General features: G+C 61.6%; 21 protein-coding genes and 1 pseudogene. 7 read left to right on the plus strand and 15 right to left on the minus strand.

The genetic code is table 11. The annotated features are described in order from the left end of the window. Positions 1–26 precede the first annotated feature (26 nt). Positions 27–110 (plus strand): integrase core domain-containing protein, encoded by an 84-nt coding sequence (locus tag GD628_RS16140; protein WP_420837578.1) that lies wholly within the window; start codon positions 27–29, stop codon positions 108–110. 18 nt (positions 111–128) lie between these two features. On the opposite strand, the gene rnc is transcribed toward GD628_RS16140, so the two are convergent. From rnc to GD628_RS16155, 3 genes are all read right to left on the minus strand, one after another. Further along, positions 129–839, minus strand: coding sequence for a ribonuclease III (gene rnc / locus GD628_RS16145; RefSeq protein ID WP_091603974.1), 711 nt, complete (start codon positions 837–839; stop codon positions 129–131). Between the two features lie 82 nt (positions 840–921). Beyond that, positions 922–1,125: a 50S ribosomal protein L32 gene (gene rpmF / locus GD628_RS16150; protein WP_055240805.1), complete on the minus strand. Its 204-nt coding sequence runs from the start codon at positions 1,123–1,125 to the stop codon at positions 922–924. Between the two features lie 2 nt (positions 1,126–1,127). Further along, the gene (locus tag GD628_RS16155) at positions 1,128–1,691 is read right to left on the minus strand and encodes a YceD family protein (protein WP_091603971.1); all 564 of its coding nucleotides are present in this window, start codon (positions 1,689–1,691) and stop codon (positions 1,128–1,130) included. Between the two features lie 216 nt (positions 1,692–1,907). Here GD628_RS16155 and GD628_RS16160 point away from each other — a divergent pair, with 216 nt between their 5' ends. After that, positions 1,908–2,492, plus strand: a complete 585-nt coding sequence (locus GD628_RS16160; protein WP_176697564.1) for a YdcF family protein — start codon at positions 1,908–1,910, stop codon at positions 2,490–2,492. Here the strand turns inward: GD628_RS16160 and coaD are convergent. Both coaD and GD628_RS16170 read right to left on the minus strand, forming a co-directional pair. Next, the gene (gene coaD, locus GD628_RS16165) at positions 2,489–2,953 is read right to left on the minus strand and encodes a pantetheine-phosphate adenylyltransferase (RefSeq protein ID WP_091603965.1); all 465 of its coding nucleotides are present in this window, start codon (positions 2,951–2,953) and stop codon (positions 2,489–2,491) included. The two genes, GD628_RS16160 and coaD, sit on opposite strands and share 4 nt — an antisense overlap. Before the next feature lie 36 nt (positions 2,954–2,989). After that, positions 2,990–4,162, minus strand: a complete 1,173-nt coding sequence (locus tag GD628_RS16170) for a polysaccharide pyruvyl transferase family protein (RefSeq protein ID WP_152275416.1) — start codon at positions 4,160–4,162, stop codon at positions 2,990–2,992. Positions 4,163–4,294: 132 nt separating this feature from the next. Here GD628_RS16170 and GD628_RS16175 point away from each other — a divergent pair, with 132 nt between their 5' ends. Both GD628_RS16175 and GD628_RS16180 read left to right on the plus strand, forming a co-directional pair. Next, positions 4,295–5,539 (plus strand): aminotransferase class I/II-fold pyridoxal phosphate-dependent enzyme, encoded by a 1,245-nt coding sequence (locus GD628_RS16175; RefSeq protein ID WP_152275417.1) that lies wholly within the window; start codon positions 4,295–4,297, stop codon positions 5,537–5,539. A gap of 26 nt (positions 5,540–5,565) precedes the next feature. Next, complete coding sequence (locus GD628_RS16180) at positions 5,566–6,336, plus strand: spermidine synthase (protein WP_152275434.1); 771 nt, start codon at positions 5,566–5,568, stop codon at positions 6,334–6,336. Positions 6,337–6,342: 6 nt separating this feature from the next. On the opposite strand, the gene rsmD is transcribed toward GD628_RS16180, so the two are convergent. From rsmD to GD628_RS16195, 3 genes are read right to left on the minus strand one after another with little or no spacing between them, the layout of a single operon-like run. After that, positions 6,343–6,933, minus strand: coding sequence for a 16S rRNA (guanine(966)-N(2))-methyltransferase RsmD (gene rsmD / locus GD628_RS16185; RefSeq protein WP_091603957.1), 591 nt, complete (start codon positions 6,931–6,933; stop codon positions 6,343–6,345). A 52-nt stretch (positions 6,934–6,985) separates the two neighbouring features. Next, on the minus strand, positions 6,986–9,214 hold the full coding sequence (locus tag GD628_RS16190; RefSeq protein ID WP_226802608.1) for an ATP-dependent DNA helicase RecG: 2,229 nt from the start codon (positions 9,212–9,214) through the stop codon (positions 6,986–6,988). Positions 9,215–9,220: 6 nt separating this feature from the next. Beyond that, entirely contained in the window at positions 9,221–10,249 is a 1,029-nt protein-coding gene (locus tag GD628_RS16195) for a DAK2 domain-containing protein (protein ID WP_420837580.1), read from the minus strand. 569 nt (positions 10,250–10,818) lie between these two features. Here GD628_RS16195 and wecB point away from each other — a divergent pair. The 3 genes and pseudogenes from wecB to GD628_RS16205 all read left to right on the plus strand — a co-directional run bounded on the left by wecB (position 10,819) and on the right by GD628_RS16205 (position 13,576). After that, on the plus strand, positions 10,819–11,952 hold the full coding sequence (wecB, locus tag GD628_RS16200) for a non-hydrolyzing UDP-N-acetylglucosamine 2-epimerase (RefSeq protein ID WP_276529360.1): 1,134 nt from the start codon (positions 10,819–10,821) through the stop codon (positions 11,950–11,952). After that, positions 11,945–12,538 (plus strand): annotated as a pseudogene (locus GD628_RS16995) (DUF6270 domain-containing protein); the annotation flags it as partial. The gene wecB and the pseudogene GD628_RS16995, both read left to right, overlap by 8 nt. A 51-nt stretch (positions 12,539–12,589) precedes the next feature. Next, complete coding sequence (locus GD628_RS16205; protein WP_193313307.1) at positions 12,590–13,576, plus strand: hypothetical protein; 987 nt, start codon at positions 12,590–12,592, stop codon at positions 13,574–13,576. A gap of 55 nt (positions 13,577–13,631) precedes the next feature. Here the strand turns inward: GD628_RS16205 and GD628_RS16210 are convergent, their stop codons facing one another. The 7 genes from GD628_RS16210 to GD628_RS16240 all read right to left on the minus strand — a co-directional run bounded on the left by GD628_RS16210 (position 13,632) and on the right by GD628_RS16240 (position 25,774). Beyond that, positions 13,632–14,858 (minus strand): hypothetical protein, encoded by a 1,227-nt coding sequence (locus GD628_RS16210; protein ID WP_152275420.1) that lies wholly within the window; start codon positions 14,856–14,858, stop codon positions 13,632–13,634. Between the two features lie 200 nt (positions 14,859–15,058). Beyond that, positions 15,059–19,468 carry a glycosyltransferase gene (locus tag GD628_RS16215; RefSeq protein WP_152275421.1) on the minus strand — a complete coding sequence of 1,470 codons (4,410 nt, stop codon included), beginning with the start codon at positions 19,466–19,468 and terminating at the stop codon, positions 15,059–15,061. Between the two features lie 42 nt (positions 19,469–19,510). Continuing rightward, positions 19,511–20,758: a UDP-N-acetyl-D-mannosamine dehydrogenase gene (gene wecC / locus GD628_RS16220; RefSeq protein ID WP_152275422.1), complete on the minus strand. Its 1,248-nt coding sequence runs from the start codon at positions 20,756–20,758 to the stop codon at positions 19,511–19,513. A gap of 7 nt (positions 20,759–20,765) precedes the next feature. Continuing rightward, positions 20,766–22,664 carry a glycosyltransferase family protein gene (locus GD628_RS16225; RefSeq protein WP_152275423.1) on the minus strand — a complete coding sequence of 633 codons (1,899 nt, stop codon included), beginning with the start codon at positions 22,662–22,664 and terminating at the stop codon, positions 20,766–20,768. Beyond that, a complete protein-coding gene (locus tag GD628_RS16230; RefSeq protein ID WP_152275424.1) occupies positions 22,661–23,551 on the minus strand; it encodes an ABC transporter ATP-binding protein in 891 nt (296 codons plus the stop codon). Before GD628_RS16230 ends, GD628_RS16225 begins: the two co-directional genes overlap by 4 nt. Continuing rightward, positions 23,535–24,422, minus strand: a complete 888-nt coding sequence (locus GD628_RS16235) for an ABC transporter permease (RefSeq protein WP_152275425.1) — start codon at positions 24,420–24,422, stop codon at positions 23,535–23,537. The genes GD628_RS16230 and GD628_RS16235 overlap by 17 nt, the downstream gene beginning before the upstream one ends. Further along, a complete protein-coding gene (locus tag GD628_RS16240; protein WP_226802609.1) occupies positions 24,419–25,774 on the minus strand; it encodes a glycosyltransferase in 1,356 nt (451 codons plus the stop codon). The genes GD628_RS16235 and GD628_RS16240 overlap by 4 nt, the downstream gene beginning before the upstream one ends. Positions 25,775–26,025: the final 251 nt, after the last annotated feature.

Genomic DNA, 26,025 nt, shown 5'->3' on the forward strand with positions numbered 1-26,025 from the left:
ACTCGAACCAAGCCCGGACCGATGCCCTGCAACCATGGCTAGACTTCTACAACCACCAACGCCCACACGGCAGCCTCGGAGGCAAAGCACCCATCACCCGGTGTAACTAACGTGCTGTCTCAGTACAGCTAGGCGCCCGCAGGGGCTGCCGGAGCCTGGCTGCTTTCGCGCAGCAGCCTGCAGGTGTCGGCGGCAGCTTCCTGTTCGGCGTCTTTCTTGGACCGGCCGGTGCCGGTGCCGAAGGCCTGTCCGCCGATGTGCAGCACGGCGACGAAGCTGCGGGAGTGGTCGGGCCCCGAGCCGGTGACCCGGTATTCGATGTCCCCCATTTTCCGGGCGGCAGCGATTTCCTGGATGCTGGTTTTCCAGTCGGTGCCGGCGCCGAGGGTGTCGGCATCATGGAGCAGCGGCCCGATGAGGCGCATGACCATGGACCGGGCGGTCTCAATGCCGTGGCACAGGTACACCGCGCCGATGAGCGCTTCGGTGGTGTCCGCCAGGATGGAGGACTTGTCCTTGCCGTTGGTGAGCTTCTCGCCCTGGCCCAGGAGGATGTACTCGCCCAGTCCCAGCCGGCGGGCGACGGAGGCCAGCGCCTTGGTGCTGACTACCGCGGAGCGGCGCTTGGCCAGCTCCCCCTCGGAAAGTCCGGGGTTGTCACGGTAGAGCGTGTCGGTGACGGAAAAGCCCAGGATCGAATCGCCCAGGAATTCGAGGCGCTCGTTGGTGGGGATGCCGCCGTGCTCATAGGCGTAGGAGCGGTGTGTGAGCGCAAGACGAAGCGTCTCGGCATCGATGTCGACGCCGAGACGCTTCAGAAGCTCTTCAGTATTTTTCACGTGCTGATTGTGCCCCGAAAAGCAGTGAGCCCCCTTTAGCGGCTGCCCGGAAGGCAAACGGCAAAGGGGACATGCACTGGTCTTAGACGTCCGCTACCTTGCGGCCCTTGTATTCAAGGAACAGCGCGGTACCTGCGGAGTCGGTTACGACCTTGGCCTGGTGGGGCAGGCTGTAGGTCACGCGGCCGTTCTCAACGGTCTTCACCAGGTTGGGCGCAGTTGCCTTCCACTGGGACCGGCGTGCACGCGTATTCGAGCGGGACATTTTCCGCTTGGGAACAGCCACGACTAACTCTCTTCTCTCTCGTCTGACTCTGTACTTGTTGCCGCATCTTCAGCGGCGGTGCCAGCCAACCCGGCAAGGGCTGCCCAGCGAGGATCCACGACTTCATGGTGGTGACCCGGATCCTCCTCAAGGCGCGCCCCGCATTCGGAGCAAAGGCCTTCGCAGTCCTCCCGGCACACCGGCTGGAACGGCAGGGAAGTTACCACTGCGTCCCGCAAAACCGGTTCAAGATCGATTACATCTCGCTCGATCCGGCGTTGCTCTTCTTCCTCTTCCCCTTCGAAGGACTCAGCGTCCTCGTAGTAGAAGAGTTCCTGCACATCGACGTCCTCGGTGTACTCGATGGGAACCAGGCACCGCCCGCACTCTCCCTTGACGGGAACAAGTGCGGAACCCGAGACCAGGATCCCCTCGTGTACAGCTTCGAATCTCAGATCGAGCTCGATGTCCGATCCGAAAGGCACGCCAATAAGCGCAACACCGAAGTCTTTCGGTGCCGGCACATGCTCATGCATTGTCCGCATGGTTCCCGGGCTGCGCCCGAGATCCTTGACATTAATTGCCAAGGGGGAACTCGGTTGTGACCGCGACGAAACGCTAATGAGAACTCCTGTAGAACATAGACCGACATATCATCTTAGCCTGAGGAGCCGGAATCTCTCAAACCGGGGTCAGGCAGCCGGCAGAACGCCGGGTTTCCGTCTCCCTCCCAAGTCTACTGCCCCTGGCGTCCCGGTGCTTCCGCCATGCACCGGCTCACTGCGTCGCTTAGTCTTGCGGGTGTGCTGCTTTCCCCTCCCCGCGCCAAGGCGCTCCGCATCCTCTTCGCGGCCCTAGCTGCCGCCGTCTCCGTGCTGGCAGTGTGGCTGCTGGTTGCAGTGAACCTTTTCTACTACCCGCAGACGGCCGCGGAGCCGGGCCGGGCCGACGCCGTCGTGGTCCTTGCCGGCGCAGCTCCCGAACGCCTCCCGGTGGGCCGGGAATTGGTTCGGGACGGATATGCTCCGATCCTGGCTCTCTCAACCACGAACACTCCGGGCAACGCCGTCACCGACACGGTGTGCACGTATTTCGCGGGCCCCGCAGTCCGGTGTTTCTCCCCTTCGCCGCTGAGCACGCGCGGGGAGGCGCGCGCCATAGCCCGGCTGGCGGCGGACAACGGCTGGGAGGAGATCATTGTGGTCACGTCCACCTACCACCTGGTGCGGGCCGAGGCGAACATCTCGCAGTGCAGCAACGTGAGGGTGCGCATGGTCGCCTCGGAACCCGAGCTCTCCCCCGGCCAGTGGCTGGGGCGGTTCGTGGAGGAGACCGGAGGGGTGCTGGCCGCCTTCATACGCCCGGCGTGTGCCACGCCTATCGGCTAGCTGAGCCGCTTCAGCACGGCACTCGGCACAAAGCCGGTGACGTCTCCGCCCAGCGCGGCGACTTCCTTGATCAGGCTGGATGAGAGATGCGTATACGCATTGTCCGCGGCCAGGAAGACAGTTTCGACGCCGGTGAGCTGGCGGTTCATGACGGCCATAGGCAGCTCGTACTGGTAGTCCTGCACCGAGCGCAGCCCCTTGACGATGGTGCTGGCGCCGTGGTCCCGGCAGAAGTCAGCCAGCAGGCCGTTGCCCATGGGCAGCACAGACACGCCGGCCAGGGAGCCCAGGGTCTCCGATGCGATTTCCAGCCGTTCCTCTTCGGAGAACCGGTACTTCTTCGCGTAGTTCGTGGAGACCGCGACGATGACTTCGTCAAAGAGGTTCGTGGCGCGGGCAATCACCTCAAGGTGGCCGTTATGGATGGGGTCATAGGATCCGGGGCATACAGCACGTCGCATACGTCGAATCTACCCGGTGGCAGGCCCGCAGCCCGGTCAGGCACGGCGGTGCGGGAAACTCTGCAGCAGCGGTTCCAGGTCAATCCCGAGTTCCGGCAGCACCGCGCGCGCGGCCAGGCGTTCCATGAGCCGGGGTGTCAGTTCCCGGCAGGCAACGTTGCCGGTGCACACTGCGGAGGCGTCAAGAGTCGTGAAGAAGTCCTCGAACTTGTACCGGTCTCCGCTAATCAGCCGGTCTCTGATCCGCAGCCACACCCAGGGCACGCCGTAGGCCTGCGCCACAATAATCCCGTGCAGGGAACTGGAGATGCAGACCCGCGCCCCGGCGATCCTCCGGACTACCGCTTCGACGCCTTCCCTCACATCCACCACCGCGATTCCCGGACCCGCGGCGGTCTCCATGCAGTCCCGGTGGTCAAGGTGGGGTACGACGGCGATATCTCCAGTACCCGTTCCCTCGGCAGGCAGGAACTGCGGCAGGAGCAGGGCAGGATCCCCGTAGACCTCAGGGACATCCCATCCGGTTTTACGCTGCAGCTCGGTCCGGGTGTTGCGTCCACGTACGGCATGGACGCGTACGTCCTGCAGATTCCGCAGACGTGCCAGGCTCTCGTCCTCAAGGGGCGCCATCAGGCCGGATCCCCAGATTTGTGATCCGTTTTGTTCCAGCCACCCCGCGATGGACCCGACCGTGGCCAGGGCGGGGGTCCGCAGGCTGCGCCTGAAGCCGTTCACCGGAGTCAGGCCGCTCAGGTGTCCTGCCAGCCATGGCCCCACCGCATCTCCGAAGTTCGGCCGCCCGTCCCACCACAGCAGGTTCAGGAAACCCCGTGGAATTTCCCGGCCGGGCCGGGAAGCTGTGTCGTGGGAACAGACGGTTTGCCGGGCCCAGCGGATCTTGTCCTCCACACCGTGCTCGAGACCTTCGGGGTGTACGGGCACGGTGCCCAGGAGGTGGCGTTCTCCCCCGTCCTGGACCAGCTCGGCCTTTCCTACCAGCGCGTTCCGCAGGAGCCGCTGCGAATCCTCGGACGCCGCTGCCACGGAGACTTGCACTGCTGAGCCAGCCGGCCGCAGTTCCAAGGAGAGGAGGTGCGCCCCGGCTTCGAACTCAACCTGCCGTGCGCCTGCAGGAGCATTGTTAAGCGATTGCAGCGCCGCAGCGGATGCGCGTTTCCCGTCCAGTCCCAGCGTTCCGCTGAACTCCACGTTGCTCTTCCTTCCTTTTGCCGTCTTCCGGCTCTCCGCGACGGGTACGTTCCGGCCGGAGGGTGTGCCGCCGCACGCCAGCCAATATACCGGCGGCCCGTTTCCTGCCCTCCGCAGGTAATACTGGAAGGCATGACTTCAACTCCCAGCACGCGCGCCCTCCGAGATTCCCGGGACGGAGCGCCCGCACCCTGGCAGCGCACGGCGGCCGGAGCGAACCTTCTCGGCGCGGACGGCAACCTGGGCATCACCATCTTTGAGGAAATCACGGCCCTGGCCGGCACCCACTCAGCCATCAACCTTGGTCAGGGATTCCCTGACGAGGACGGGCCGGCAGAAATCCGCAACGCTGCCCGCCGGGCGATACTCGCCGGCGCGAACCAGTACGCCCCGGGCATGGGGCTGCCCGTGCTCCGCGAAGCTATTGCCGACCATCAGGAAAGGTTTTACGGTCTCCGTCCGGATCCCGGGACGGAAGTCATGGTGACCACCGGTGCGACCGAGGCGATTGCCTCCACTCTCCTGGCCCTGACCGGCCCGGGAGACGAGGTGCTGACCTTCGAACCCTTCTATGACTCCTACGGCGCCATGATTGGGCTCAGCGGCGCCACCCACACCACGGCTCCCCTGCTCGCTCCGGATTTCCAGCCGGACATGGCAGCGCTGGAAGCGGCGTTCACCGACCGCACCCGGATAGTCCTGGTCAACAACCCGCACAACCCGACCGGCGCCGTCTTCCCGGCGTCCGTCCTGCAGCGCATCGTGGACCTGGCGGTCAAGCACGACGCCGTGATTGTCACCGACGAGGTCTACGAGCACCTCACGTTCGGGCCCCGGCATATCCCGGTCGCCACGCTGCCCGGGGCGGCGGACCGCACCCTGACCATTTCCTCGGCCGGCAAGACGTTTTCCCTCACCGGCTGGAAGATTGGCTGGATCAGCGGGCAGGCGGAGCTGATTGCCGCCGTGCGCTCGGTCAAGAGTTTCCTGACCTACAGCTCCGGCTCGCCCTTCCAGGCGGCGATCGCCGAGGGGCTGCGGATGGAGGACTCCTTCTTTACCGACATCGCCGGGACGCTCCGGGCCAAGCGCAATGTGCTTTCCGCCGGACTCCGGGAAGCGGGACTTGAGGTGTTCCAGCCGCAGGGAACGTACTTCGTGAATGCCGACGTCGCTCCCCTAGGCATCGAGGACGCCACCGATCTGGCACGCCGGCTCCCGGAACTGGTGGGCGTCGCCGCCATTCCCGTGGCGATGTTCTGCCATCCCGAGGGCGCCGAACGCACCAGGACCATGCTCCGCTTTGCCTTCTGCAAGCGCTTCGACGTGCTCCAGGAAGCCGCTGAACGGATTTCGCGGCTCAACGAGGTGCTCTGAGCGTGGCCAATCGACCGCCCTCACGGATGCTGCGCGGCATCGGCGCCCACGCGGAACTGGATGAGGATGCCTTCAACGACGGCGCCTGGATCCTCTCCATCGGCGGAGCCCAGCAGTCCCACGTGAACCTGGTCCACCCGGAGGAGATCTTCTACGAGTACCTGCGCCGGATCGGCAACGTCCTGGACCTCGCCGGGCCGCCCGGTGCCCCGCTGCGGGTTCTGCACCTTGGCGCCGGCGCCCTGACCCTGGCCCGCTACGTGCAGGCCACACGCCCCGGTTCGCCGCAGACCGCCGTCGAACTCGAACGCGAACTCCTCGACTATGTCCTGGCCTACCTGCCGCTGCCGGAGGGAACAGTGCTGGACACGGTGACCGGAGACGCCCGCGCGGAACTCGAACGCTTCGGACCGGGCTCGTTCGACGCCGTCGTGCTGGACGTCTTTGCGGGTGCGGATGCTCCGGAGCACCTGGCGGACCGTGGCTATTACCAGGAGCTGCTCGAGCTGCTCTCCGAACGCGGGGTACTCCTGGTGAACGTGGGTGACGATCCGCCGCTGGCTTTCGCACGCCGGCAGGCCAAGGCGCTGGCTGATGTGTTCGGCGCGGCGGGCGGTGAGGTGGCAGCCCTGGGCGATGCGTCAATGTTCACCGGCAGGCACCCCGGCAACATTGTGCTGGCCGCCGTGCCGTATTCCTGGCCTGCCGACTGGACGCAGTCGCTGCTGCAGGCCGGTCCCCATCCGGCAGCGGTGCTGACCGGAGCCGACCTCGACGCGTTCGCGGCCGGACGCTGAGCAAACCTATTCCTGCGCGTCGTCTTCCCTGGCGGCCGGCTCGGCAAACCACAGGGTTGTTTCGCCGTAGGCTTTTTCGCTGAAGCGCTCCAGGCCTGCCGGCCACGCAGGTTCGGGCGAGCGGGTGGAGCGTTCCACCACAACGACGGCGCCGTCCGCCAGCCGCGGTGCCAGCGCTTCCAGCACTGCGGCCAGGCCTTCCTCCTCCAGGGGGTACGGCGGGTCGAGGAAGACGAGGTCCCAGGCCAGGCCCGGCGGTACGCGAAGCAGGTAGGTCTCAGCCTTGGTCCGGTGCACCCGTACCCGCTCGGAGCCAAGGACCTTGTTCACCAGCGCAGCGTTGCTGCGGCATACCTGCGCGGCTTTTTCGGCCAGCTCAACCAGGTCCACCCGCGCGGCCCCGCGGCTGGCGCTTTCGACGCCGAGGGACCCGGAGCCGGCGAAAAGGTCAAGCACGTAGGCCCCGTCGAGGATCCCGTAGGACTCCAGCCGCGAGAAGAGCGCTTCCTTCACCCGGTCAGTGGTGGGCCGGGTACTGGACCCGGGAACGCTGGACAGGGTGGTTCCGCCGGCGGCTCCGGCAATGATGCGGCTCATGGTTCCACTCTAGCCAGCGGGTCTGCGCTGTCCGGCATTCGGCGTCCTGGCCCTAGCCGCGGTCCAGGAATGCTTCCTTCTCCGGGTTCAGGTAGGCCTCGATCGCCTCGTTAAGGGCCGGGTGGTCCAGCAGGTCCGGATCTTCCTGGATGAGCGAGTAGGCGTCGGCACGCGCCCGTTCAATGACCTTTTCGTCCTGGATGGCGCGAAGCAGCTTGAGGGTGGAGCGTCCCCCGGACTGTGAAGCACCGAGAATGTCACCTTCCCGGCGCAGTTCCAGGTCCCGGCGCGACAGTTCGAAGCCGTCCGTCGTGGCTGCCACGGCATCGAGGCGTTCCCGGCTGGGATGACCGTCCTCAAGGTTGGTCACCAGCAGGCACGTGCCCGGCAGGCCGCCACGCCCTACGCGGCCGCGCAGCTGGTGCAGCTGTGAGATGCCGAAACGTTCGGCGTCGAGGATCACCATCATGGTGGCATTGTGGACGTCCACTCCCACCTCAATCACCGTGGTGGAGACCAGCAGGTCAATCTCGCCGCGATTGAAGGCATCCATGGTCGCGGATTTGTCTGCCGGGTCCATCCGGCCGTGAAGCGTGCCCAGCCGTGTACCCGCGAGCGCCGGCAGTTCCCGAAGACGTTCCGTTGTTTCCAGGACTGAAGCCAGCGGGCGCTGGTTCCGTGGGGAGGCCTGCGCAGGAAGGTCTTCGAGGAGTGCCAGTTCGGTGCCCGGTTCTTCCTCCCTCTCCCCGATCTTGGGACAGACCACGTAGACCTGGCGTCCGGCGTCGATCTCCTCTCGGGCGCGTGCCCAGATCCGCGGACCCCAGGCGGGCTTGTCCGCCAGGGGCGCCAGGTACGTGGAGATGGGTGCACGTCCGGCAGGCAGCTCCGTAAGGGTTGAAACGTCCAGATCGCCAAACACGGTCATGGCCACGGTGCGCGGGATGGGCGTGGCGGTCATGACCAGCAGGTGCGGAGTGGACTCCCGGCCCTTGGTGCGCAGGATGTCCCGCTGCTCGACGCCGAATCGGTGCTGTTCATCAACCACCACCAGCCCCAGGTCAGCGAACTGCACGTGTTCGCTGAGCAGCGCGTGCGTGCCGATCACGATCCCGGCGGAACCGGAGGCTGCTTCGAGGAGCGCTGCCTTGCGCTGGGCCGTGGACATTGAGCCGGTCAGCAGCGTGACCCGGGTGGCGTTCTCACTGCCGCCAAGCATCCCGGCCTGGCCCAGCGGACCAAGGGTGCGGGTGATCGAGGCGAAGTGCTGCGCGGCCAGCACCTCGGTGGGGGCGAGCAGCGCTGCCTGTCCCCCGGCGTCGACCACCTGCAGCATGGCCCGCAGCGCCACCAGGGTCTTTCCGGAACCAACCTCGCCCTGCAGCAACCGGTTCATGGGGTGCGGTTTGGCCAGGTCCGCGGCAAGTTCAGCGCCGATGGAGGCCTGGCCTTCCGTCAGCGTGAAAGGCAGCGCGGCGTCGAAGGACTCCAGCAGTCCCCCGGGCCGGGGCGGGCGGGCGGTGGCATCCTGTTCAGCCGTAAAGGCATGCCTGCGAGCCAGGGCCGTCTGCAGCACCAGGGCTTCCTCATAGCGGAAGCGGTGGCGCGCCCGGTAGGCGTCTTCGATGACCGCGGGACGATGGATGGCGTTGAAGGCGTCAGCAACGCCCATCAGGTGCTCCCGGGACCGGATAGCCTGCGGAATCGGGTCCCGCAGGCGCTCGGTCTGGAGCGAGTCCAGCAGCAGGTCGATGGTGGTCTTGATTTCCCAGCTGGTGAGCTTGGCCGTTGCGGGGTAGACCGGGATGGGCCGCTTGGCTTCTTCTTCGTCGTCCGCTTCGTCGCTGAGCAGCACATAGTTCGGGTTGGTCAGCGTCAGCTGTCCTTTGTACACGCCCACCTTGCCGGAGAACATTGAGCGGATCCCGGGCTGGAGGTCCTTGAGCGCACCGTAGCCGTTGAAGAAGGTGAGGTGCAGCAGCCCCAGTGAGCCTGCGGCGTCGTCGTCATCCGTCACGGTGACTTCCACGATCATTCCCTTGCGCGTCTGCATCCGGCGGGAGTTGATGCTCTGGACACGCGCGATGAGGGTAACTTCCTCATCGAAGGGGATCTCGGAAATCCGGGTGAGTTCCCCGCGTTCCATGTACCGCCGCGGGACGTGCAGCAGCAGCTGGCCCACGGTGGTGATGCCCAGCTGCTTCTCGATCTTGTCCGCGGATTTCTTCCCGATCCTGCGGTTGAGCGGAAAGTCGAGCTCGCCGGGAATCCTGTCCTGCATTGTCCTTTAGGCTTCGCGGGCGAAATCGCCGGAGCCGGGCCGGCCGGGCAGCGGAACCTGCGGGATTTCCGTGGTCTGGTGCCCGTTGGCGGAAAGCTCCGTGATCGTAACGTTCGTCGGCTCACCCACGGCATGAAGCGCGTCCATAGCGGCGCCGGCGTCGGGTGTGTGGACGTGGACACGCCAGCGGTACCCCTCGCCTACCGGGCTGACGGCACTCATGATCACCGATTCGCCGAGTTCGTCGAGCTGGAGCCGGAGCGTTGCCGCATCCAGGGGACTGAGCGTGATGGTGCACATGACCTCCACGCCCTCAAGCTGCGGCTGGGTGCCGTGAATGTGCGGGTCCTGCACGTCGTAGCCGTGGAGCCCGTCCAGCAGTTCGCGCTGGAGCTCTTCACCCAGGGCAGCGGCACGCATGGCGTCCAGCACGAGCAGGAATCCGACGCCTCCGGCGTCCACGACGCCGGCGTCCGTCAGGGTCTCCAGCTGCTCTTCGGTGCGTACGACGGCGGCGAGGGCCGCAGTCATCATGGCGCGCAGCGTTTCAGCCAGCCCGGCATTGCTGTCATCACCGCTCTGGGCAGCCTCCACCCGGGAGGCGCCCCGGGCCGCCTCTTCCAGGACGGAGAGCATGGTGCCGGGGACCGGATCGCTGAGGACGGACCAGGAACGCAGCTGCGCGCGTTCCAGTGAGCGGGCCAGCAGGGGTGCCGAAAGCCGGGTATGGCCAATGAGGGGCTCCGCCATGGAGCTGAGGAATACCGACAGGAGCGTTCCGGAGTTGCCTTTGGCCTGTTCCATCGCGGCCTGCCCTGCCGCGGCGAGCAGCTCGCCGATGTCCTGGGTTTCACGTTCTGCGGCAGCGGCGGACGCTGCACGCATGGTGAGGTAGAGGTTGGTTCCAGTGTCGCCGTCGGCCACCGGGAAAATGTTGATGGCGTTCAGCCGGTCGCTGTGGTTCCCCAGGGACACCTCGGCGTTGCTCAACCATCGCTTCAGCGCCTGGGCGTTTGCGGTGATCTTAGTCTGCAAGGTAGTCCCGTTCCGTGCTGCTGCTCATGCTTCTCCTCCGGATTATCTTCCAGGACATCGTTGTCTTGGAACCGGCTTGGTCACTAGGAAGCCTACCGCAGGGGCCTGACAACGCACGGAAAGCGAGCTGAAAACATGCGAGAGTGGACCCATGGGAAAACGGATCTATCCGGAGGCGGCTGCGGCCCGTCACATGAGTTCAGGGGTGGGCCGCTCGGCGTTGGACGACTCTGCGGCTAGCGCTCCGTTTACCGAGCAGCCAGCACTGCGCGCAAATTCCGAAGACGCCCGCGCCTACCGCCGAAAGCGAGCGGTCGCTTGGGCGCTGACGGTCCTGGTGATGGCCTCTGTGCCGGCTCTTATAGCAGCACTCGTGCTCTTTGGCTGATGCTTGGCTTGAGTAGGAGTACGGCCTTTTAGGGGAGTAAATGTCGGGCCTGCCGGTCCGGTTAGAGGATCTGTCGGCCCTTCGACCGGCGCTTTAGCAAGTCCCAGTCAAGCCAAGTCGGCTAGGCTTAGCGCATCAATCGCACTTATCAGCTATATGGGGTACCGCTTTGCCACTCGTTATGCCTATTTACGGAACACGTCCTGAAGCCATCAAAATGGCGCCGATCGTTGCTGCTTTGCAGCAGTCCTCAAGCCTGGACCAATTTACGACGGTCACGGGCCAGCACCGCTCGATGTTGGATCAGGTCAACAGCATCTTCGGGATCGTTCCTGACCACGATTTGAACATTTTCGCTCCGGGGCAAACGCTCAACGGCATCCTCACCAAGACCATCGACGGGCTTGACAAACTTTTCAGCGTGAACCGGCCTGATGCCGTTGTTGTCCAGGGTGACACCACAACGTCAACTGCCGGTGCCATTGCTGCGTTTTACCACAGCATCCCTGTGGTCCATGCAGAGGCGGGCCTGCGCAGCGGCGACCTTTTCTCTCCGTTCCCGGAGGAAGCCAACCGCAAAATCACGTCCCAGATCGCCAGCCTTCACTTGGCACCGACCAGCACCAGCCGCGCAAATCTCCTGAGGGAAAACATCCCTTCAGCGGACATCGTCGTTACGGGCAACACAGTCATCGACGCTCTTTTTATGACGGTCGACAAGAAAGTACCCTTCACTGATCCGGCGCTGGAGGAACTGGCGGCCCGTGACGAGAAGATCCTTCTTGTCACCACGCACCGCCGCGAGAACCAGGGCGAGGCTATGCGCGGAGTGGGGCGTGCCCTGGCCCGCATCGCAGATGCGGAACCCGATTTGATTATTGTCGTGCCACTCCACAAGAATCCGCTGGTCCGCGAAGCCGTCATTCCTGCCATTGAGGGCAAAAAGAACGTCCTGATAGTTGAGCCGCTCCCCTATGGTGAGTTCACTCGCATGCTGTCCATGTCCCATCTGGTCCTTACCGACTCCGGCGGAGTCCAGGAAGAAGCGCCCAGCCTTGGCAAGCCCGTTCTCGTTATGCGTGAGAACACAGAGCGTCCGGAGGCTGTTGATGCCGGCACCGTCAAGCTCATCGGTACGGACGAAGACCGTATCGTGGCAGAGGTGGACCAGCTCTTGAACGTTAAGGGCTACTACGATTCGATGGCCAATGCCGTCAACCCGTACGGCGACGGAAAGGCGGCAGCCCGGACTGTAGCTGCTATCGAACAGATGCTCGGAATTGGGTCACGGATCGCCGACTTCGGGGATGCCTAGAATCCGGGTTTTGGTTTACGGCAGCGGGGCTGCCGTACCTCTCCTCGCTACTTATAGTGATAACGCAGACCGTGCGGCATATGTAGCGCGCCAATCGTTGATTAGTGCAATGAACGGTGCCAGCGGTATTAGTCTTTCCGTCCCGTCAGACTTATCCCCTGCCGCATCCCGTGTATTGATGGATGACGTGCAATCCTCCTTGACCGACGAACTAGCCGCCAAGTCAGGGGAACTGGACTGTGTGCTGTGGGACCTGGCAGATGAACGTTTTGGAGTTTTCCGGCTCGCTGATGGAACTTATTTGACCGCGTCACCTCAGCTGTCCAAGGCCTCCATGCGCGGCGCCGAGGTCACCCGTCACGTCAGCTTTGGCACCAGGGAGCACTTCGCGCTCTGGAAATCCGCAGCTGACAGATTCATAGACCTCTTGGGGACACTTGGGCTGAGGTCTAGGACCTTCGTTTTGAAGATGCCCGCGGCAAGCCATTCCCCGAAGGCGTCGGGAGCCAAACCCCGTGTACGTGGGTATGCACGTGCCGTCGCATATGCACGCTACTATCGACACCTGCGGAGGCGCGGAATTGCGATTCTCGACGCTAATCCCAAAGGAGCGCGTTACGAGCCCACGCCCGGGAACGTGGACCAGCGTTTTCACCTCCTTGCCGCGAAACTCGGAGCCGCCATGGAACATGGTGGCTATGACAACTCTGGACATTGGAACTGGGATGCCCAGCATCAGGCGCCAGTGCTGTGTTGGAGTGATCCTAGTCAGTTGGACGTCCGCATTACGGGACGTACGGAGCACCTAATCGTTCCCCGAGACAGAGCCGGGGAGAAATATCCAATTCGCTTCCTGTTGCAGAATACAGGTGCCGATGCCCTACTGGTCGTGAGTCACGGCGCCCTCGCACGCACGAAATACAAGGTTCCCCGATTCGAGTTCCTATCGACGTTGCAGTCCCGTAACGAGAATCTCTTATTCCTGTCTGACGGCGTCCTAGAGGTCAATCCGAAGCTCGAGCTGGCATGGTTCACGGGAGATGCGAAGGATGATCTGACTGTGCGCTACAGCCGCATCGTCAGAACCGTGGCAGAGCAATTAGGCGCCAAGAAGATCCTGTTTGTTGGCGGGTCAGGCGGGGGGTTTGCCTCTGTCAACCTCGCAGCGTCCGTTGAAGGATCCCGTGCCCTGGTTTTCAACCCGCAAACAGATATTCGTAAATACTGGGCTAAATCCGTCCTTGCATACCAGCGCACTCTTTTTCCGGAGCTGGACTCGCCTGACGAGCTATGCCACCTAGAAGAGCGTGCCAGTCTGGTTCACAGGGTCTCCAGCTTGCCACCAGAGAGCTATCAGCTAATATACGTCCAGAATGACGATGATACATTTCACATCGAAAATCATCTCAAGCCTTTTGCCAAACAACTGGGGATGTATCCCTCAACTTCAGTCTCGCCCAATGGGAATGTTCAAATCATTGTTGAGCCATTTGCCAGCGGTCACAGCATGCCGTACCGAAGTGTTCTCAACCCCCTCATTGACTATGCGTTGCAGGGGTGGGGACAGAAATTCGAACCGTGGAAGAACCGGCCGCATGCGCTCCCAGTTCCTCCTGAACTATGACCGGACTTCTTCCAGCATGAGCTAAGAACCTTTGGCCGCCGTGCGGGCGGTAGTTTCAGTTCCTACGGGGCTCAAGAGTCTTTGTATCGAAGGTGAGAACCCCGACCACCCCATCAGCTGCCCTGCGAGTAACCGTCGCCCAAACCTTCTGTCCGACCGGAACCGCAGTGCGGAAGTATGTCGAGGAATGCGAGGGCATCTGCTGCAGGGCGCCGTTCTCCGTCTTGAAGACCGCAGAAATGACTTCACCCGGCGGCACCCACGTCTTGAGTTGGACTTCGTTACCCGGTACTCCATTCCGCCACTCAAACTGGTAAGGGACGAGAGAGCCTCGTCTGGCGCGATCGTCGCCGGCGCGAAGCACCTCACCCACGTAGGGCGAGAATGCCCGGCCAATGTCCTGATGAGAGAGATCTTCTACCACCAGCACGGTGGCGTCCAAGTTCTCCCGCTCGGCAAATTCCATGAAAGGGCGAACATGGAATTTGAGATGGCTGTCATTTTCGCCAACCAGGATGGTGACTGCTGTGTCGCGGCTGAGTTCAGTCAACGAATTAGGGATCAACCCGTCAAGCCAGGCTACCGACTCTTCGTCATCGGCTCCTGCGATGAATGAGAGAATACCGGGCGCCGCAGCCTTGAGGTAGGAACCGGGCAGGTACTGTGGCGCTCCAGCAACCACGCGGCCAGCGCCGAGCTTGAGACCATGGGCGATTGCGGCCGTGCCTCCTTTCGAGGTTCCCAACATGCTGATATCCATGCGATTCACGCCAAGCTGCCTGGCTTTTTCCGTAATAAAATCCTGCACGGCGTTGAATATCGTCTGGTCCCGGTGATCCGAAAAATAATAAGATCCCTGAGACCCGAAGTTGTCGAGAATATAGAGCCGATAGGCGTCCTCGTTCTTCAGGGATGAGCGGTAGTTATACGTGAAGTCGTACGGGGCGCCTATCGCTGAAAATGCAACACATAGCTTGGAGCATCCTGCTTCCGAGATAGGCTCTTCCAGCAAATACGTGAGGTGGCGCTCGCCCTGCCATACCGACCAGGCTTCATCCGCTCCTGAGACGCCGCGGGGTACGAGAAGACCGTCATTGGTGTGAACATGCAGTCTTACGTCGGCACACGCAGTCAACGTTACCTTTTGCTGTTGGCCCAGAACGCCAAATGACTGTTTTTCCGCTCGGTCCCTAACAAGCTTCGCGGGTCCGTCTGCCTCTATACGAACTTCACCAACGTGTGCCTTCTTCCTATCTAAGAGTGCGAAGGAATGGCCATGCACTTCGACATCGTAGGGCCTGGGAACAGTCCAGGAGAGACTGAAGGTTGTTCCTTCAGTGGTTGCCTTGACTGCATAACCAGTCTCGGTCTGATTCGCGCTCCAATCAGTTTTAGGTGTCCCGGCAAAAGGGCGGGTCAGGATAAGCCGGGTGGCCAGCTCTCGGAGCGACCCGAGTGTTGAGTGCGTGATGCTCCGGACCCTCATGCTTGGTAGTCGCCCAGAATGAGGCTGGTTAGCGCAGGCATCACCACATCGGAGGACAAGTGCGTGCTGACCCACGACCGTGCGTCAGAGCCCTGGCGCTTCCATTCTTGGGGGGTTCTGGTCGTCGTTAGTATGTACGCCACCATTTCCGGAACGGATGCAAACAGCCATGACGAGGGGTAGATCTGGTCCGCCCCGGGCCAAGCCAAGCTCACGGGCACGGCGCCGCTGGCTCCCCCGTCCGCCAAGGTCATGTGGAAAGACTCGAAGTCACTGACTGAGAGGACCACGCCGATATCTCTGTACCAGCAGCTCATATCCGGTCCATGCCCGTCAAAGGTGACGGCTCCTCGGAGCAGGGCATCGGCTTCGATGCGCCGGTACTGCGACTCGTAATACGACATTTCGTCGGGTCTCGCACTCATCCACGCGTAGTCCTCGGGCCGTTTGCCCTTGATGCGCAACCGGTAACGAGGATCGACGGCGCGAAGTGCGGCCAGCAGGTCCAGGGCCCTGCCTAAACCTTTCTGGGCAGGCACTATCCCCACCAGGCCCAAAGTGAACCGCGCGTCATCGGCCTTCGGTCTTGCTAATTCCAAAGCCTCCACAGGGTTGGGCAGAACGACCGACTTCACCGGGGGTAGACCAAAATTTCTCAGGGCTACGTTCTTGACGTGCTCCCCAACAAAGATGAATTTCTCCACCCGGTCGGTGTCTATCATCTTGGGATAATCAGTGAAAAGTTCCTGTGAGTGAAACCGGGATACCAACCGCTGATGTTCGTGCAGGTTCTTGGAGTACCAAACGGCGTTCCCCAGCGTCCACTCCGTGAAAACAACGTCAGCCTGGGAAAGCTTCTGCCTGCTAAGTTCCTCATCATGCTGATTGTGTCCCTGCCACGAGTCCAGCACTACTGTATGTCCCTGGGATTCAAGAGACTGGATGATACCGCTGGCGAACTTCAAGTCATGGCCGGCTATGAGAATGTTCGTGTTTGACCGCGGCCTGACGGAAACCCGCGGCTGCGCAGCATGGAGTCTACCAACTCCCGGATACCGGCGAAAAACAACGCTCGAATTGATCTGCTTCGAACCGGTCCCCGTTGATGACAGTCTGGGGGATCCCACGGGAGCGGTTCCATAGCGCAACAGGCCTTCGCCCGCCCCGCCGCCGAGTTCGGCGGACGAGCCGATCTCAGACCATTCACCATAGGTCGCCGCCGTCAGAAGATCCTCGAAAACTGTTCTGTCGGGCCCCTCCCCCGGCATCTCGCCAACCCACCGGATGCCCAGTCGATCGAGCATTACGGGGGTCGCTTCCGAATCTGCAAGTAAGTCCAGGCCGCTTCCTTCCACCGCAGAGGGGTCAGGGATGATTACCACTGTCGGCCTAATTGTCTGAGCAGCCAAAAGACGCAGCGCTTCCGGACTCGGGGCGCTAAGCCGTACCGCATACCGTGGCGGTTCCGGTGCACGGACCACCATGCCGGCGCAGCGAAGCATGTAGGCCAGTCGGTGGGCAGCGGTGTGCCCGCGATGGATTAGCCGATAACCAAGCCAGGCGTCACGCAGTCTCACTGTTTCGTTCTTCATCCAGCGGCTGAGGACGGCGTGTGCTTCCTCCCCATTGGCGACTGTTTGGACAAGGCCAGCCATGACGTTCGCGACGCCCTCGCCTTTTCCACTGAGGACAACGGAACCCGAAGCGGCAATCTCTGCAACCCGGCGGGAGAACATTGTCGGAGAGGCGTCCACGGAATTGACGTTCACGTGGACAGGGTGTGCCTTGTAGGCCTTTACCATTTCCAGATAAGGCAGCCCTCCTCGAACAAACGGTCCCAGACTGGGCGGAAAGCGATAAGGGCTATCTTCGCTGAGATGCTGTCGATCATAGATGGCAAGCCCAAACGGCTTGGCTGCTGACAGGATTGCTGCCAGCTCCGCGGAGCGAGCTGGGTACCGATCACCATAATACGAACCGGCATAGGCGACAGTGTGTTCGTACGGGTAGTCGGTGGGGAGAGGGTTATGGAGTTTTGGCTGGGCGTAGAAGGGAAGCGAAGCAACCGTTCGGTTGCGGCTGCTGGACTCGGCGTACCGTTCGATACAGCCAGAGTCGGTTGTGAACACATGGTCGAAGAGTTCGGCTGTTCGCTTGAACCGGTTGAAGTGGACAGGGTCTTCCTTGTTCCAGAAGAGCGTTGGGATGGACTGCTCATTGCAGAATGCGATTATCCCGCGGAGGTCACTGAAGCGTTCCTCGTCGTAGTAACCAACCCTCTGCTTCCATTTCCCGCCTACCCCTTCCCAGGCGGATTCAACAAGCAGCACGTCGATTGGGCTTTGCGTGAGCTGGTCCCGCCAGGCACCGGGCAGTAGCTCTGTCAAGTGCACTTCAGGGCGGAGTCCTTCAGTAGTAAAGGAGTCGGCTATAACCCCGACAGAGATCTGCTTCAGATTTCTTTGATGGGGCAGCTCAGGCTGGTCGCCCTGAAGAAGCGGCAAAAACGACTCACTCATGGTGCGGGCTATGTCACCCCACTGGCGGGACCGGACTACCCAAAGCCGCGCTCGTCTGCCCAGTTCCTCGCGAAGAGCCTTGTTGCTCAGGAGTTTGGAAAGCTGATCTGCCAGCGACTCCGGATCGGCAGGCTCAGCGAGCAGCGCCCGTTCCTGGTCCGCACCCGCAAACTCCCGAAGGGGTGCCAGGTCCGTCAGCACCATGGCTTTTCCTGCGGCCATGGCTTCCAGCGGTTTCAAAGGCGACACCAATTCGGTAACCGGAAGACGCAGACGGGGACACGGCATCACGTCGAAAATGCTTACGTAGGCGGGTACGTCCGTGGCTTCCACCCTGCCGGTAAACGTGATCTGCTCCCCAAGTCCCAGGCTTTTCGCATGTGCCATAAGCTTCGGTAGTTCTGGACCGTCGCCAACAATGACTGCGTGGAAATCCACGTCCCGGTCCCGGAGCAGAGCGGCGGCGCTCAGCAGATCAGACAGTCCCTCGTAATGGACCAAACTCCCGGCGTATCCAATGACCGGTACACCGACTGGCAGGCCAAGGTCGAGGCGCAGTTTGTCTGACGCCGGCATCGGTGTAAACCGGTCTGTGTCCACGCCGTTTGGCAACACCTGGATTTTGTCCCGCTGGACTCCACGGAGAACCAGTTCTTCACGGACCTGTTCCGTGATCGCAAAGACGATGTCAGCGTTGGTCGCTACAAGCGTTTCGAGCCTCTTCGCCAAGTGGTAGCGTTCGGATGTCTCCCATCCGGGTTTCTCGGAGGCTTCGGTGATCTCCCACAGTCCCCGCACCTCGTAGGAGAACGGCACGCCAAGGCGACGGGCTGCAAGCAACGCCGGCAGGGCCGTTACGTGGTTCGAGGCCGAATGAATAGCCGCGGCCCTTGCCCGTTGGGCTTCCCGCACATACACGTCAGCAGCCTCCAGCCAATAACGGTCTAGTGGCTGGTCGCTCCACGAAGGACCGGGCGTGAAAACGTGCTCCACCCCAAGGACGTCCCTCGTAAAGCGCGTCGCGGGCGGTTTTGGCTGGTCCACCGGCACATCCCAGGGGTAGCCAGGGCGGGCGATTACCCGAACGTCTGCACCCTGGTTCAGGAACCCCTGAACCAGTTCAGCGGTTCGCGTCGAATAGCCGTTGCTGTTGAAGTGCCCGGTGCTGTGGGCACAGTACATGACCCGCCCGCGCTCAACGAGGTACCCGGCGTTGGGCTGCCGAGGAGCGATGTCCGGTCCGCTGTGCCACAACCGCTCCTGGCCGAGAACCGCTTCGGTTGTCCTCCGCCCACGAGCATCCAGTGATTCGAGAGCTGCCGCATGCTCCCGGATAAGCGCAGCTGGTGCCTGAATCTCTCCGAGAACATAGTAGTAATGCGCGACAGCACGGAGAATATTGGCCGCGGACGGTTCCTTCCTCACATCGGACAGCAACTCCTCCAGCCGGATTTCCCGCTCCGTACGCTGCTCACCCGAGCCTTCCGGATCGGGAGATACCGGCGCTTGTTCCAGTGTTCGCCGTTCCTCAGTTTGCGGGGCGGGGTGCTTGAGAGACCGAACCGGTCCAGCAGGGCGGACCTTCCTTATCGGCGCCAAGATAGCCTTTCCAAGCCGTAAACTCGCAGATCGGCGCAGCTGAGTCAACACGGCCTTCAGCTGCTGGACCTCGCTCCTCGATGCCTTCAGGTCTGAACGCAATCTCTCCGTTTCGGCATGCAGGTGACGGAACTCCCTTTGGAGGTTCAGCAGGGCCAGTGCATCCTCTTGGGCACGGACCACCGACTCTTCATGCAAAGCCAAGAGGCTGTCTATATCCGAGGGGTACTTCTGACGGCGTGCCAGTGCGGCAGCCGAAAAGGACTGCTCTTCATCCTCGTACTTCATGGGTTCCTAAAGCTAATGCTGAATCAAATGACGTCGGGTTGGCTAGCGCCATACTCCACGCGTATCAATGAGTTTCTTGCCGGCCAGGAGCCCCCTGTCCAGTTCCTTGAAGGCCGTGTGATCTACGAGCAAGAGGACAACATCTGCCTGCGCGACTGCGTCCTTCGTTGCGGAAAGCATAACGTTGTTCCGGCCCATGAGGGCTCGGGGCAGTTCTTCCACATGGGGTTCCGCTACGGAGAAGCGGACCTCGGGGAGCTGCTCACTCAGCGAGGCAACAATGGAGATGGCCGGAGACTCCCGCAGGTCGTCAATGTCTGCCTTGAACGCCAACCCCAACGCAGCCACCGTCGCGTCTGGACGGTCGGCAACTAATTCCTGAACCTTTGCGATAACCCACTCCGGCTTCGCGTCGTTCGTCTCACGGGCCTGGCGAATAAGCTTGGCATCCTCGGGAGCCGCCGCCACGATAAACCAGGGATCAACCGCGATGCAGTGGCCGCCGACTCCGGGGCCAGGCTGCAGAATGTTCACCCGTGGATGGTGGTTGGCCAGCTCAATGAGCTCCCACACATCGATCCCCAAGCGGGAGCTAATGACCGACAGTTCGTTAGCGAAGGCGATATTAACGTCGCGGTAAGAGTTTTCGACCAGCTTCGCCATTTCAGCGGTCTTGGCATCCGTGACGTGCATTGCCCCTTCGCAAAATACGCTGTAGAGGTCGCGTGCCATTTCTGCGGCGGCGCGGGTAAGGCCACCTACAATCCGGTCGTTGGCAACGAGCTCGATCATGACCCGGCCTGGAAGCACACGCTCTGGACAATGTGCAACATGGAGCACAGGCTTTCCTGATTCCGTGTCGAGCGACAGATCAGGGCGGAGCTCAACGAGGTAGTCGCCAAGGTGTTGCGTAGCGCCGGGAGGAGAGGTCGACTCCAGAATAACCAGCTCATCCCCCGTCAGCTGGGGGGCGATGCTCCGCGCTGCTGCCTCTATGTATGAGAGGTCGGCGGTCCGGTCAGAGTTGAACGGAGTCGGAACAGCGACGATATAGGCGTCGGCCACGGGTGTGTCCGTTGTGGCTTTCAAAGTACCGGCTGATACAGCTTGGGACACTGCTTCGCCCAAGTCGGGCTCGACAAACGGAACCTCTCCCCGGTTGATGGCTTCCACTGAGGATTCCTTGACGTCAACGCCGATGACGTTAAGTCCTTTGCCTGCCAGTACAGCCGCCGTAGGCAGGCCAATATAACCCAGGCCAATAACAGCTACGCTCTTAATTTCTTTCATGTTTCCCCTAAAGTGTTACGTGTTCTTCGGGCGAGCCGAAAAACTGTATATCTCCCGATGTCAGGAGTTCTGCATCGGAGACCTTCCATGCATGGTTCACGCTTCCACGGAACTGGAAATAGTTGTATTTGTCAGCGGAATAGATGGTCCCTCCACGCGCAGTGACCTCGTTGAGGAACGTACTGTCCTCTCCAGTACGGAGACTCTGGAACGGAATGTCGCCAAACATGTCCTTTCGCGCAGTGATTGTGGGGCCCATCACCATGTTAGTGAATCTGTGCTCCCGCTCGGCAAATCGTAGGAGCGCTGCTTTCCGTTCCATGAGATACATGTAGTGGGCTTGTTTCCCCACCACGTCGGCCCGTGAGTATGCGAGGGCATTAGTCAGGTCCAGCAAATAGTTCGGCCCGTAATAATCGTCGTCATCCATCTTCGAGAGGACCTCGCCGCTGGCCGCTTTGACGCAGTGATTCAGGCACTCGCCTAGCGACAGATCCGCAGGCTGGTGGAGGAGTACGAGGTTGGGGACGGAGTGTTCCTCCTGCCACCGCCGGACCTGATCCTCCCCCACCTCAAAACCGTGCGTCAGCAACACCAGTTCAGTAGCTGGTCCCGTCAATCCGCCAACGGTTCTGAAAACCTGTTCCAGTTGGTGCGGCCGGTTAGAGGACACAAGCAGGGACACACAGGGTAACGCCACCGCCTGGGCTTTTTCCGGCACGGCGCGGCGAAGGACCGTCTCCGCCCGGTGGGCGTAGGTGTGCTCTGCCCAAATGCGCCGCTGGGCCAGATGCAGCTGTCTTGATGACAGCTCCGGATTACGCATCAGGGCACGGAGGGTGTGGGCGGCTTCCGCGCGGTCGGCCACAATGAACTGTTCATCGTTGTCCCAAAGCTGTGTCAGCGCCGTACTTGGAGTACTTACCACGCTGGTACCCGACGCAGTTATTTCAAAGATTCGCCGGGCACACATGCTCGGAGAGTCCACCACGGAGTTGACATTGAGGAACGCTTTGTAGGCCTTGTAGGCCGTAAGCATTCGGTCATAGGTGAGGCTGCCAACCACTCGTTGATCGTACGGAGTTGGAAACTTGTAGTTGTCGTCTGCCTCAGCGTGCCGGGAGAAGATTTCCAGGCCAATTGGCAGTTGCCTGCTGATCTGTTCGGCCGCGCCCAGGAGAACGTCCATCTGTTCGCGCCGTTGAGGGTATTTGTGGGCAAAGTACATGCCGGCGAAAGCGACATCACGCAGGTGCCACCCATAACGCGGCCTCACCGGGTTGTGGATGACCGGCTGGGCGGCAAACTGAAGAACAGCCACCCGGTCGTGGCCAAGGTCCCTCCGGTACGAATTCAGCCGGTTCGAATCACTTGTGAACACATGATCGAACAGCTTTGCTGTTTCCAGGAAATCGTCGTAGTGCGGAGGATCCTCTTTGTTCCAAAATACAGTCGGGATGTCGCGGCTACGGCACAGCTCAACCAAGGCGCGGACGTTTGCAGAAGGCCCGTTGGAGCCCGTCAGCTGGTGCTTCCACTCACCCTTATTTCCGGACCAGGCCGACTCTACAAAAAGAAGATCAGGCTGCTCGGCAGCAATCTCATCCGACCACCCGTCTCTGGACAGTACCGTCTGGTGCCACTCGTAGCCGAAGGCCATAAGAGAGAAATCGTCCAGGATCACGGCAGCCGAGACTCCGGTGCGGGGATCGGGGTTGTCCACGACCATTGGGTTGAACGAAATGCGGCGCCGGCGGCCGGTCTGGAACGCGAGGGCACCGTCAGCAGATCCACGGTAAATCCCGCGCTCAGCTCTCTCACGCCGGATCTTGGTCTGCAATCCGCTCCAGCCAGACTTCCGCAGATGCCACAGTGAACGGCGAAGCTCGGCAATATGAGCGTTCATGCGCCCACAGACTTCCGGCGTCCGGGCTGCAGCGGCTCAACGGAGACGGTTTCTAATGTGTTCTGCATCCGACGCCGGATCTTCGCAGCAGCAAAGCGATCGCCTCCGGCGAGCTCCTTCGTGTACTTCCGGTACCAGCCAAGCGCAGTTTCCGTATCGCCGTCGAAGAGCAAGTCTCCCTTGTCGATCCAGATGACACGGGTACACAGGTCCTGAATCGTTTTCATGCTGTGGCTTACAAGGAAGACGCAGCCTGCCTGCTCCCGGAGCTGGTCCATCCTCTGTTTGGTCCGTCCCCGGAACTCGTCATCTCCCGTGTTGAGTGCCTCATCGATAATCAGGATCTCCGGGTCGATGGCAGCTGCGATGGCAAAACGCAGTCGTGAGGACATTCCTGACGAATAGGATCTCATTGGCAAGTTAATGGAGCTGCCCAGACCAGCGAGTTCCATGATGGCTTCGTGCCGGTCTGCAATCTGTGCCCTGGTGAGGCCCATTGCCAGACAACCCAGGATCACGTTATGCGCCCCCGAGAGGTCAGGAACAAGAGCTGCTGAAACTCCAAGCATGATGGGAGTCGACGAGGCGTAGACTGCGCCCCCGGTGGGCTGTATCTTGCCGCAAATAAGCTTCATCAACGTACTCTTCCCCGAGCCGTTCAGTCCTATGACCCCAATCGCCTCACCGTGGTAGGCCACCAGAGAGAGCTCCTTGAGTGCATCGATGTGAACCGTGGACTCTCTGCCGGCGATTTTTCGCAGGGCCCGCCCAAGCACATTTCCCCGGGACGCGCGTTTCTCGTCTGAACTGACCGTATAAGTCATTGATGCTCTGTCGATGACCACCGCCGGTGTCCTTGGCAGGAACAAATCAGTCGTCTCGGCCATAGCTTTCCTCCCCCTTCCAGAAGACCAGCATGCCTATAACGACGGCTCCCAGCGCCCACGCTGCCAGACCTGCCCAGCTTTGCCACCCCGGTGTCTGGGAGTAGAGGACGCTGCTGCGGACGATGTCGAGCACCAGATACAAAGGGTTGGCTTCCACGATCGCCTTGATGGCGGGAACACTGTTGTACCGGTCAATCGAAAACATGACGCAGGATGCGAACATCCAGAACCGCATGGCGAAGGAGATGACATGAACGACGTCGTTAACCTTCGCAACGAGAGGCGCGAGGAGAAGCCCCGCACCCAAATTGAAAACGAGCTGGAGCGCGACTGCCGGCACAAGGAGAAGCCACCGCCACGTGATCTCCTCAGCAGGCGCAATCACCAGAATCATCAGAAGCATCATGATAATTACCGGGATATTGGCCAGGAATTCACGGATGTTGACAGCGACGGCCAGCGTCGCCCGCGGGAAGTTAAACGCCTGAATCACGTTGCGGTTCGTGGGAATCACCCGGGCTCCGCTGACAATGGCCCTAGAGCTCATTTGAAAAAGGAAAACCCCGATAATCAAGTAGCCGATGAAATTCTCGATGCCGCGGCTGGCTCCCAGGAGCAGCCCAAAAATAAGAAAGTAACCAAGACCGTTGAGCAACGGATCGAGGAGCAGCCATGCGCTCCCCAGCCGATCGCGTTTGTTGCCGCTCTGGACCCGTGCCCGCGCGTCGTAGACCATAAAGTGGCGATAGTTCCAGAGTGAAATCAAATAGTCGATCAAACTGGGTTTCGCCCCGACCCTGGTTAGTGACCTCAAATCCACTCTTACGGGGACAGTCTTGGCGACCAGCTCGACCTTGGTTTCCTGACTCATAAGCTGGGTCCCAACTCCATGTACCTCTTTACCGTTGTCTCAGCGAGCGACGTCCAAGTTCGTGTAGCTACCGTGTGCTGACGTCCCTCGTTTGCCATCGACTCCCTGGATGCACCGTCTTCGAGTACCTCATAGAGAATCCTGGCAAGGATATCGGGGTTTTCTGGAGGCGCTGCCCGGCCGTCCACTCCAGCCCTGACGACTTCGTGAAGCGCCGGAAGATCGCTGAAGACCACGGGACGTGCCGATGCCAGCGCTTCGACAGGTTTCAGAGGAGTAACAGCCCGCGTCACCGGCAGGTCTTTCCGCGGCACAACGAAGACGTCCAGCGCCTGATGATATAGATGTGCATTCTGCCTCGGTACGCGGCCGGTAAAGACTGTTTGTTCCCAAATTCCAAGTTCGGAGGCCAGCCGCTTCAGGCCAGGTGCAGCGGCTCCATCACCCACAATCAGGCACAGGGCATCAGGGACGCGTGGTGCGAGAAGAGCGAAGGCACGCAGTAGATCGTCCAGGCCTTCGTAGTCGACCAGGCTGCTGACGGTTCCGATGAACCGACCTCGCACGGGCAGCCCGAGATGTTTGCGGGCAGCGGCGGGCTCGAGCGGATCAACCAGATAGTCTTCACCGACCGCATTCGGCAGGAGAAAGATGTCTTCGTGCGGGACCCCTGCCGCGACGACACCGCTCTGCATGGCCAACCCTAGCGTTGCCACCGCTCCGGCAGCGCGCATGGTCTCCGCTTCGCGGGCGACAAACTTCTGGTAACGCTCACTCCGCCGGGCGTCCTCGCCCCGTCCTGACGCCCACGTATCAGCCAGTTGCCCGCGCACCTCGTAGACCCACGGAATGTCCAGCGCTTCGGCAACTGCCTTTGTCACGAGTCCGTTTACAAAGTGGGTGGTGGTGTGCAGCACTGCAGGCTTCACTTCCAGCGCCAACCGCAGGACCGCCTCCGCCTGAAGCTGCAACCGGGCAGCCATGCCCTTGGGCAGCCTGGCGGGAAGCAGGCGGTGGTAGACCACTCCGTCGAGCTCCTCAACGTCGGGCGCCAGGAGATGCCCCACCTGAACCGGGTATCCAAGCCTGGTAACGGCGTGGACCTTCCAGCCAAGCTTGTATTGTGCGTGCAGCAACGACTGTGATCGCTGGGCATAGCCGCTGCCAGTGGTCGGCAACGAGTTTGTGAGCACATGCAGGACTGTATTCGGCTCGGAATCGAACCCCTGAATCTTGGCAAGGGTAGGAGTCCAGCCATCAAAAACGCTCAACTCGCTCGCGAGCCGCGACCGTAGATGGCGCTCGGCGCGCGTTCCAGTTCCCCGGTCCAGCGCCGCGATAGCTCCCGTCATGTCCCCGCGGTACCAGCAGAGCCTCGCTCGGGCTGCTGCCCAGCCATTCGTCCGTGCAGGAGCATAAGCGAGTATCTTCTCGGCCAGCTCCGGTAGACCGGCAGCTACCGCAACGTCTGCGAGTCGGATGGCTCCACGCTGCGGCAATCCCTTCCCTGCTGCCCTAGCAAGCCGTTCTTCGACGCCATCCTTCCGTCCGCGGACCAAGTCTGCCATTGCTGGTAGGAAGACACCCGGCGCTGCCGCGGCAG

The organism is Arthrobacter koreensis (genome assembly GCF_009193255.1).
Taxonomy (GTDB): domain Bacteria; phylum Actinomycetota; class Actinomycetes; order Actinomycetales; family Micrococcaceae; genus Arthrobacter_B; species Arthrobacter_B koreensis.

Excerpts from the sequence above, each read along its gene's own strand:
- GD628_RS16240 (WP_226802609.1), bottom strand. The coding sequence starts at position 25,774 with ATGACGGGAGCTATCGCGGCGCTGGACCGGGGAACTGGAACGCGCGCC.
- wecB (WP_276529360.1), top strand. The coding sequence starts at position 10,819 with ATGCCTATTTACGGAACACGTCCTGAAGCCATCAAAATGGCGCCGATC.
- GD628_RS16190 (WP_226802608.1), bottom strand. The coding sequence starts at position 9,214 with ATGCAGGACAGGATTCCCGGCGAGCTCGACTTTCCGCTCAACCGCAGG.
- GD628_RS16180 (WP_152275434.1), top strand. The coding sequence starts at position 5,566 with ATGCTGCGCGGCATCGGCGCCCACGCGGAACTGGATGAGGATGCCTTC.
- GD628_RS16235 (WP_152275425.1), bottom strand. The coding sequence starts at position 24,422 with ATGAGTCAGGAAACCAAGGTCGAGCTGGTCGCCAAGACTGTCCCCGTA.
- coaD (WP_091603965.1), bottom strand. The coding sequence starts at position 2,953 with ATGCGACGTGCTGTATGCCCCGGATCCTATGACCCCATCCATAACGGC.
- GD628_RS16215 (WP_152275421.1), bottom strand. The coding sequence starts at position 19,468 with ATGAAGTACGAGGATGAAGAGCAGTCCTTTTCGGCTGCCGCACTGGCA.
- GD628_RS16225 (WP_152275423.1), bottom strand. The coding sequence starts at position 22,664 with ATGAACGCTCATATTGCCGAGCTTCGCCGTTCACTGTGGCATCTGCGG.
- wecC (WP_152275422.1), bottom strand. The coding sequence starts at position 20,758 with ATGAAAGAAATTAAGAGCGTAGCTGTTATTGGCCTGGGTTATATTGGC.
- GD628_RS16230 (WP_152275424.1), bottom strand. The coding sequence starts at position 23,551 with ATGGCCGAGACGACTGATTTGTTCCTGCCAAGGACACCGGCGGTGGTC.
- rsmD (WP_091603957.1), bottom strand. The coding sequence starts at position 6,933 with ATGAGCCGCATCATTGCCGGAGCCGCCGGCGGAACCACCCTGTCCAGC.
- GD628_RS16175 (WP_152275417.1), top strand. The coding sequence starts at position 4,295 with ATGACTTCAACTCCCAGCACGCGCGCCCTCCGAGATTCCCGGGACGGA.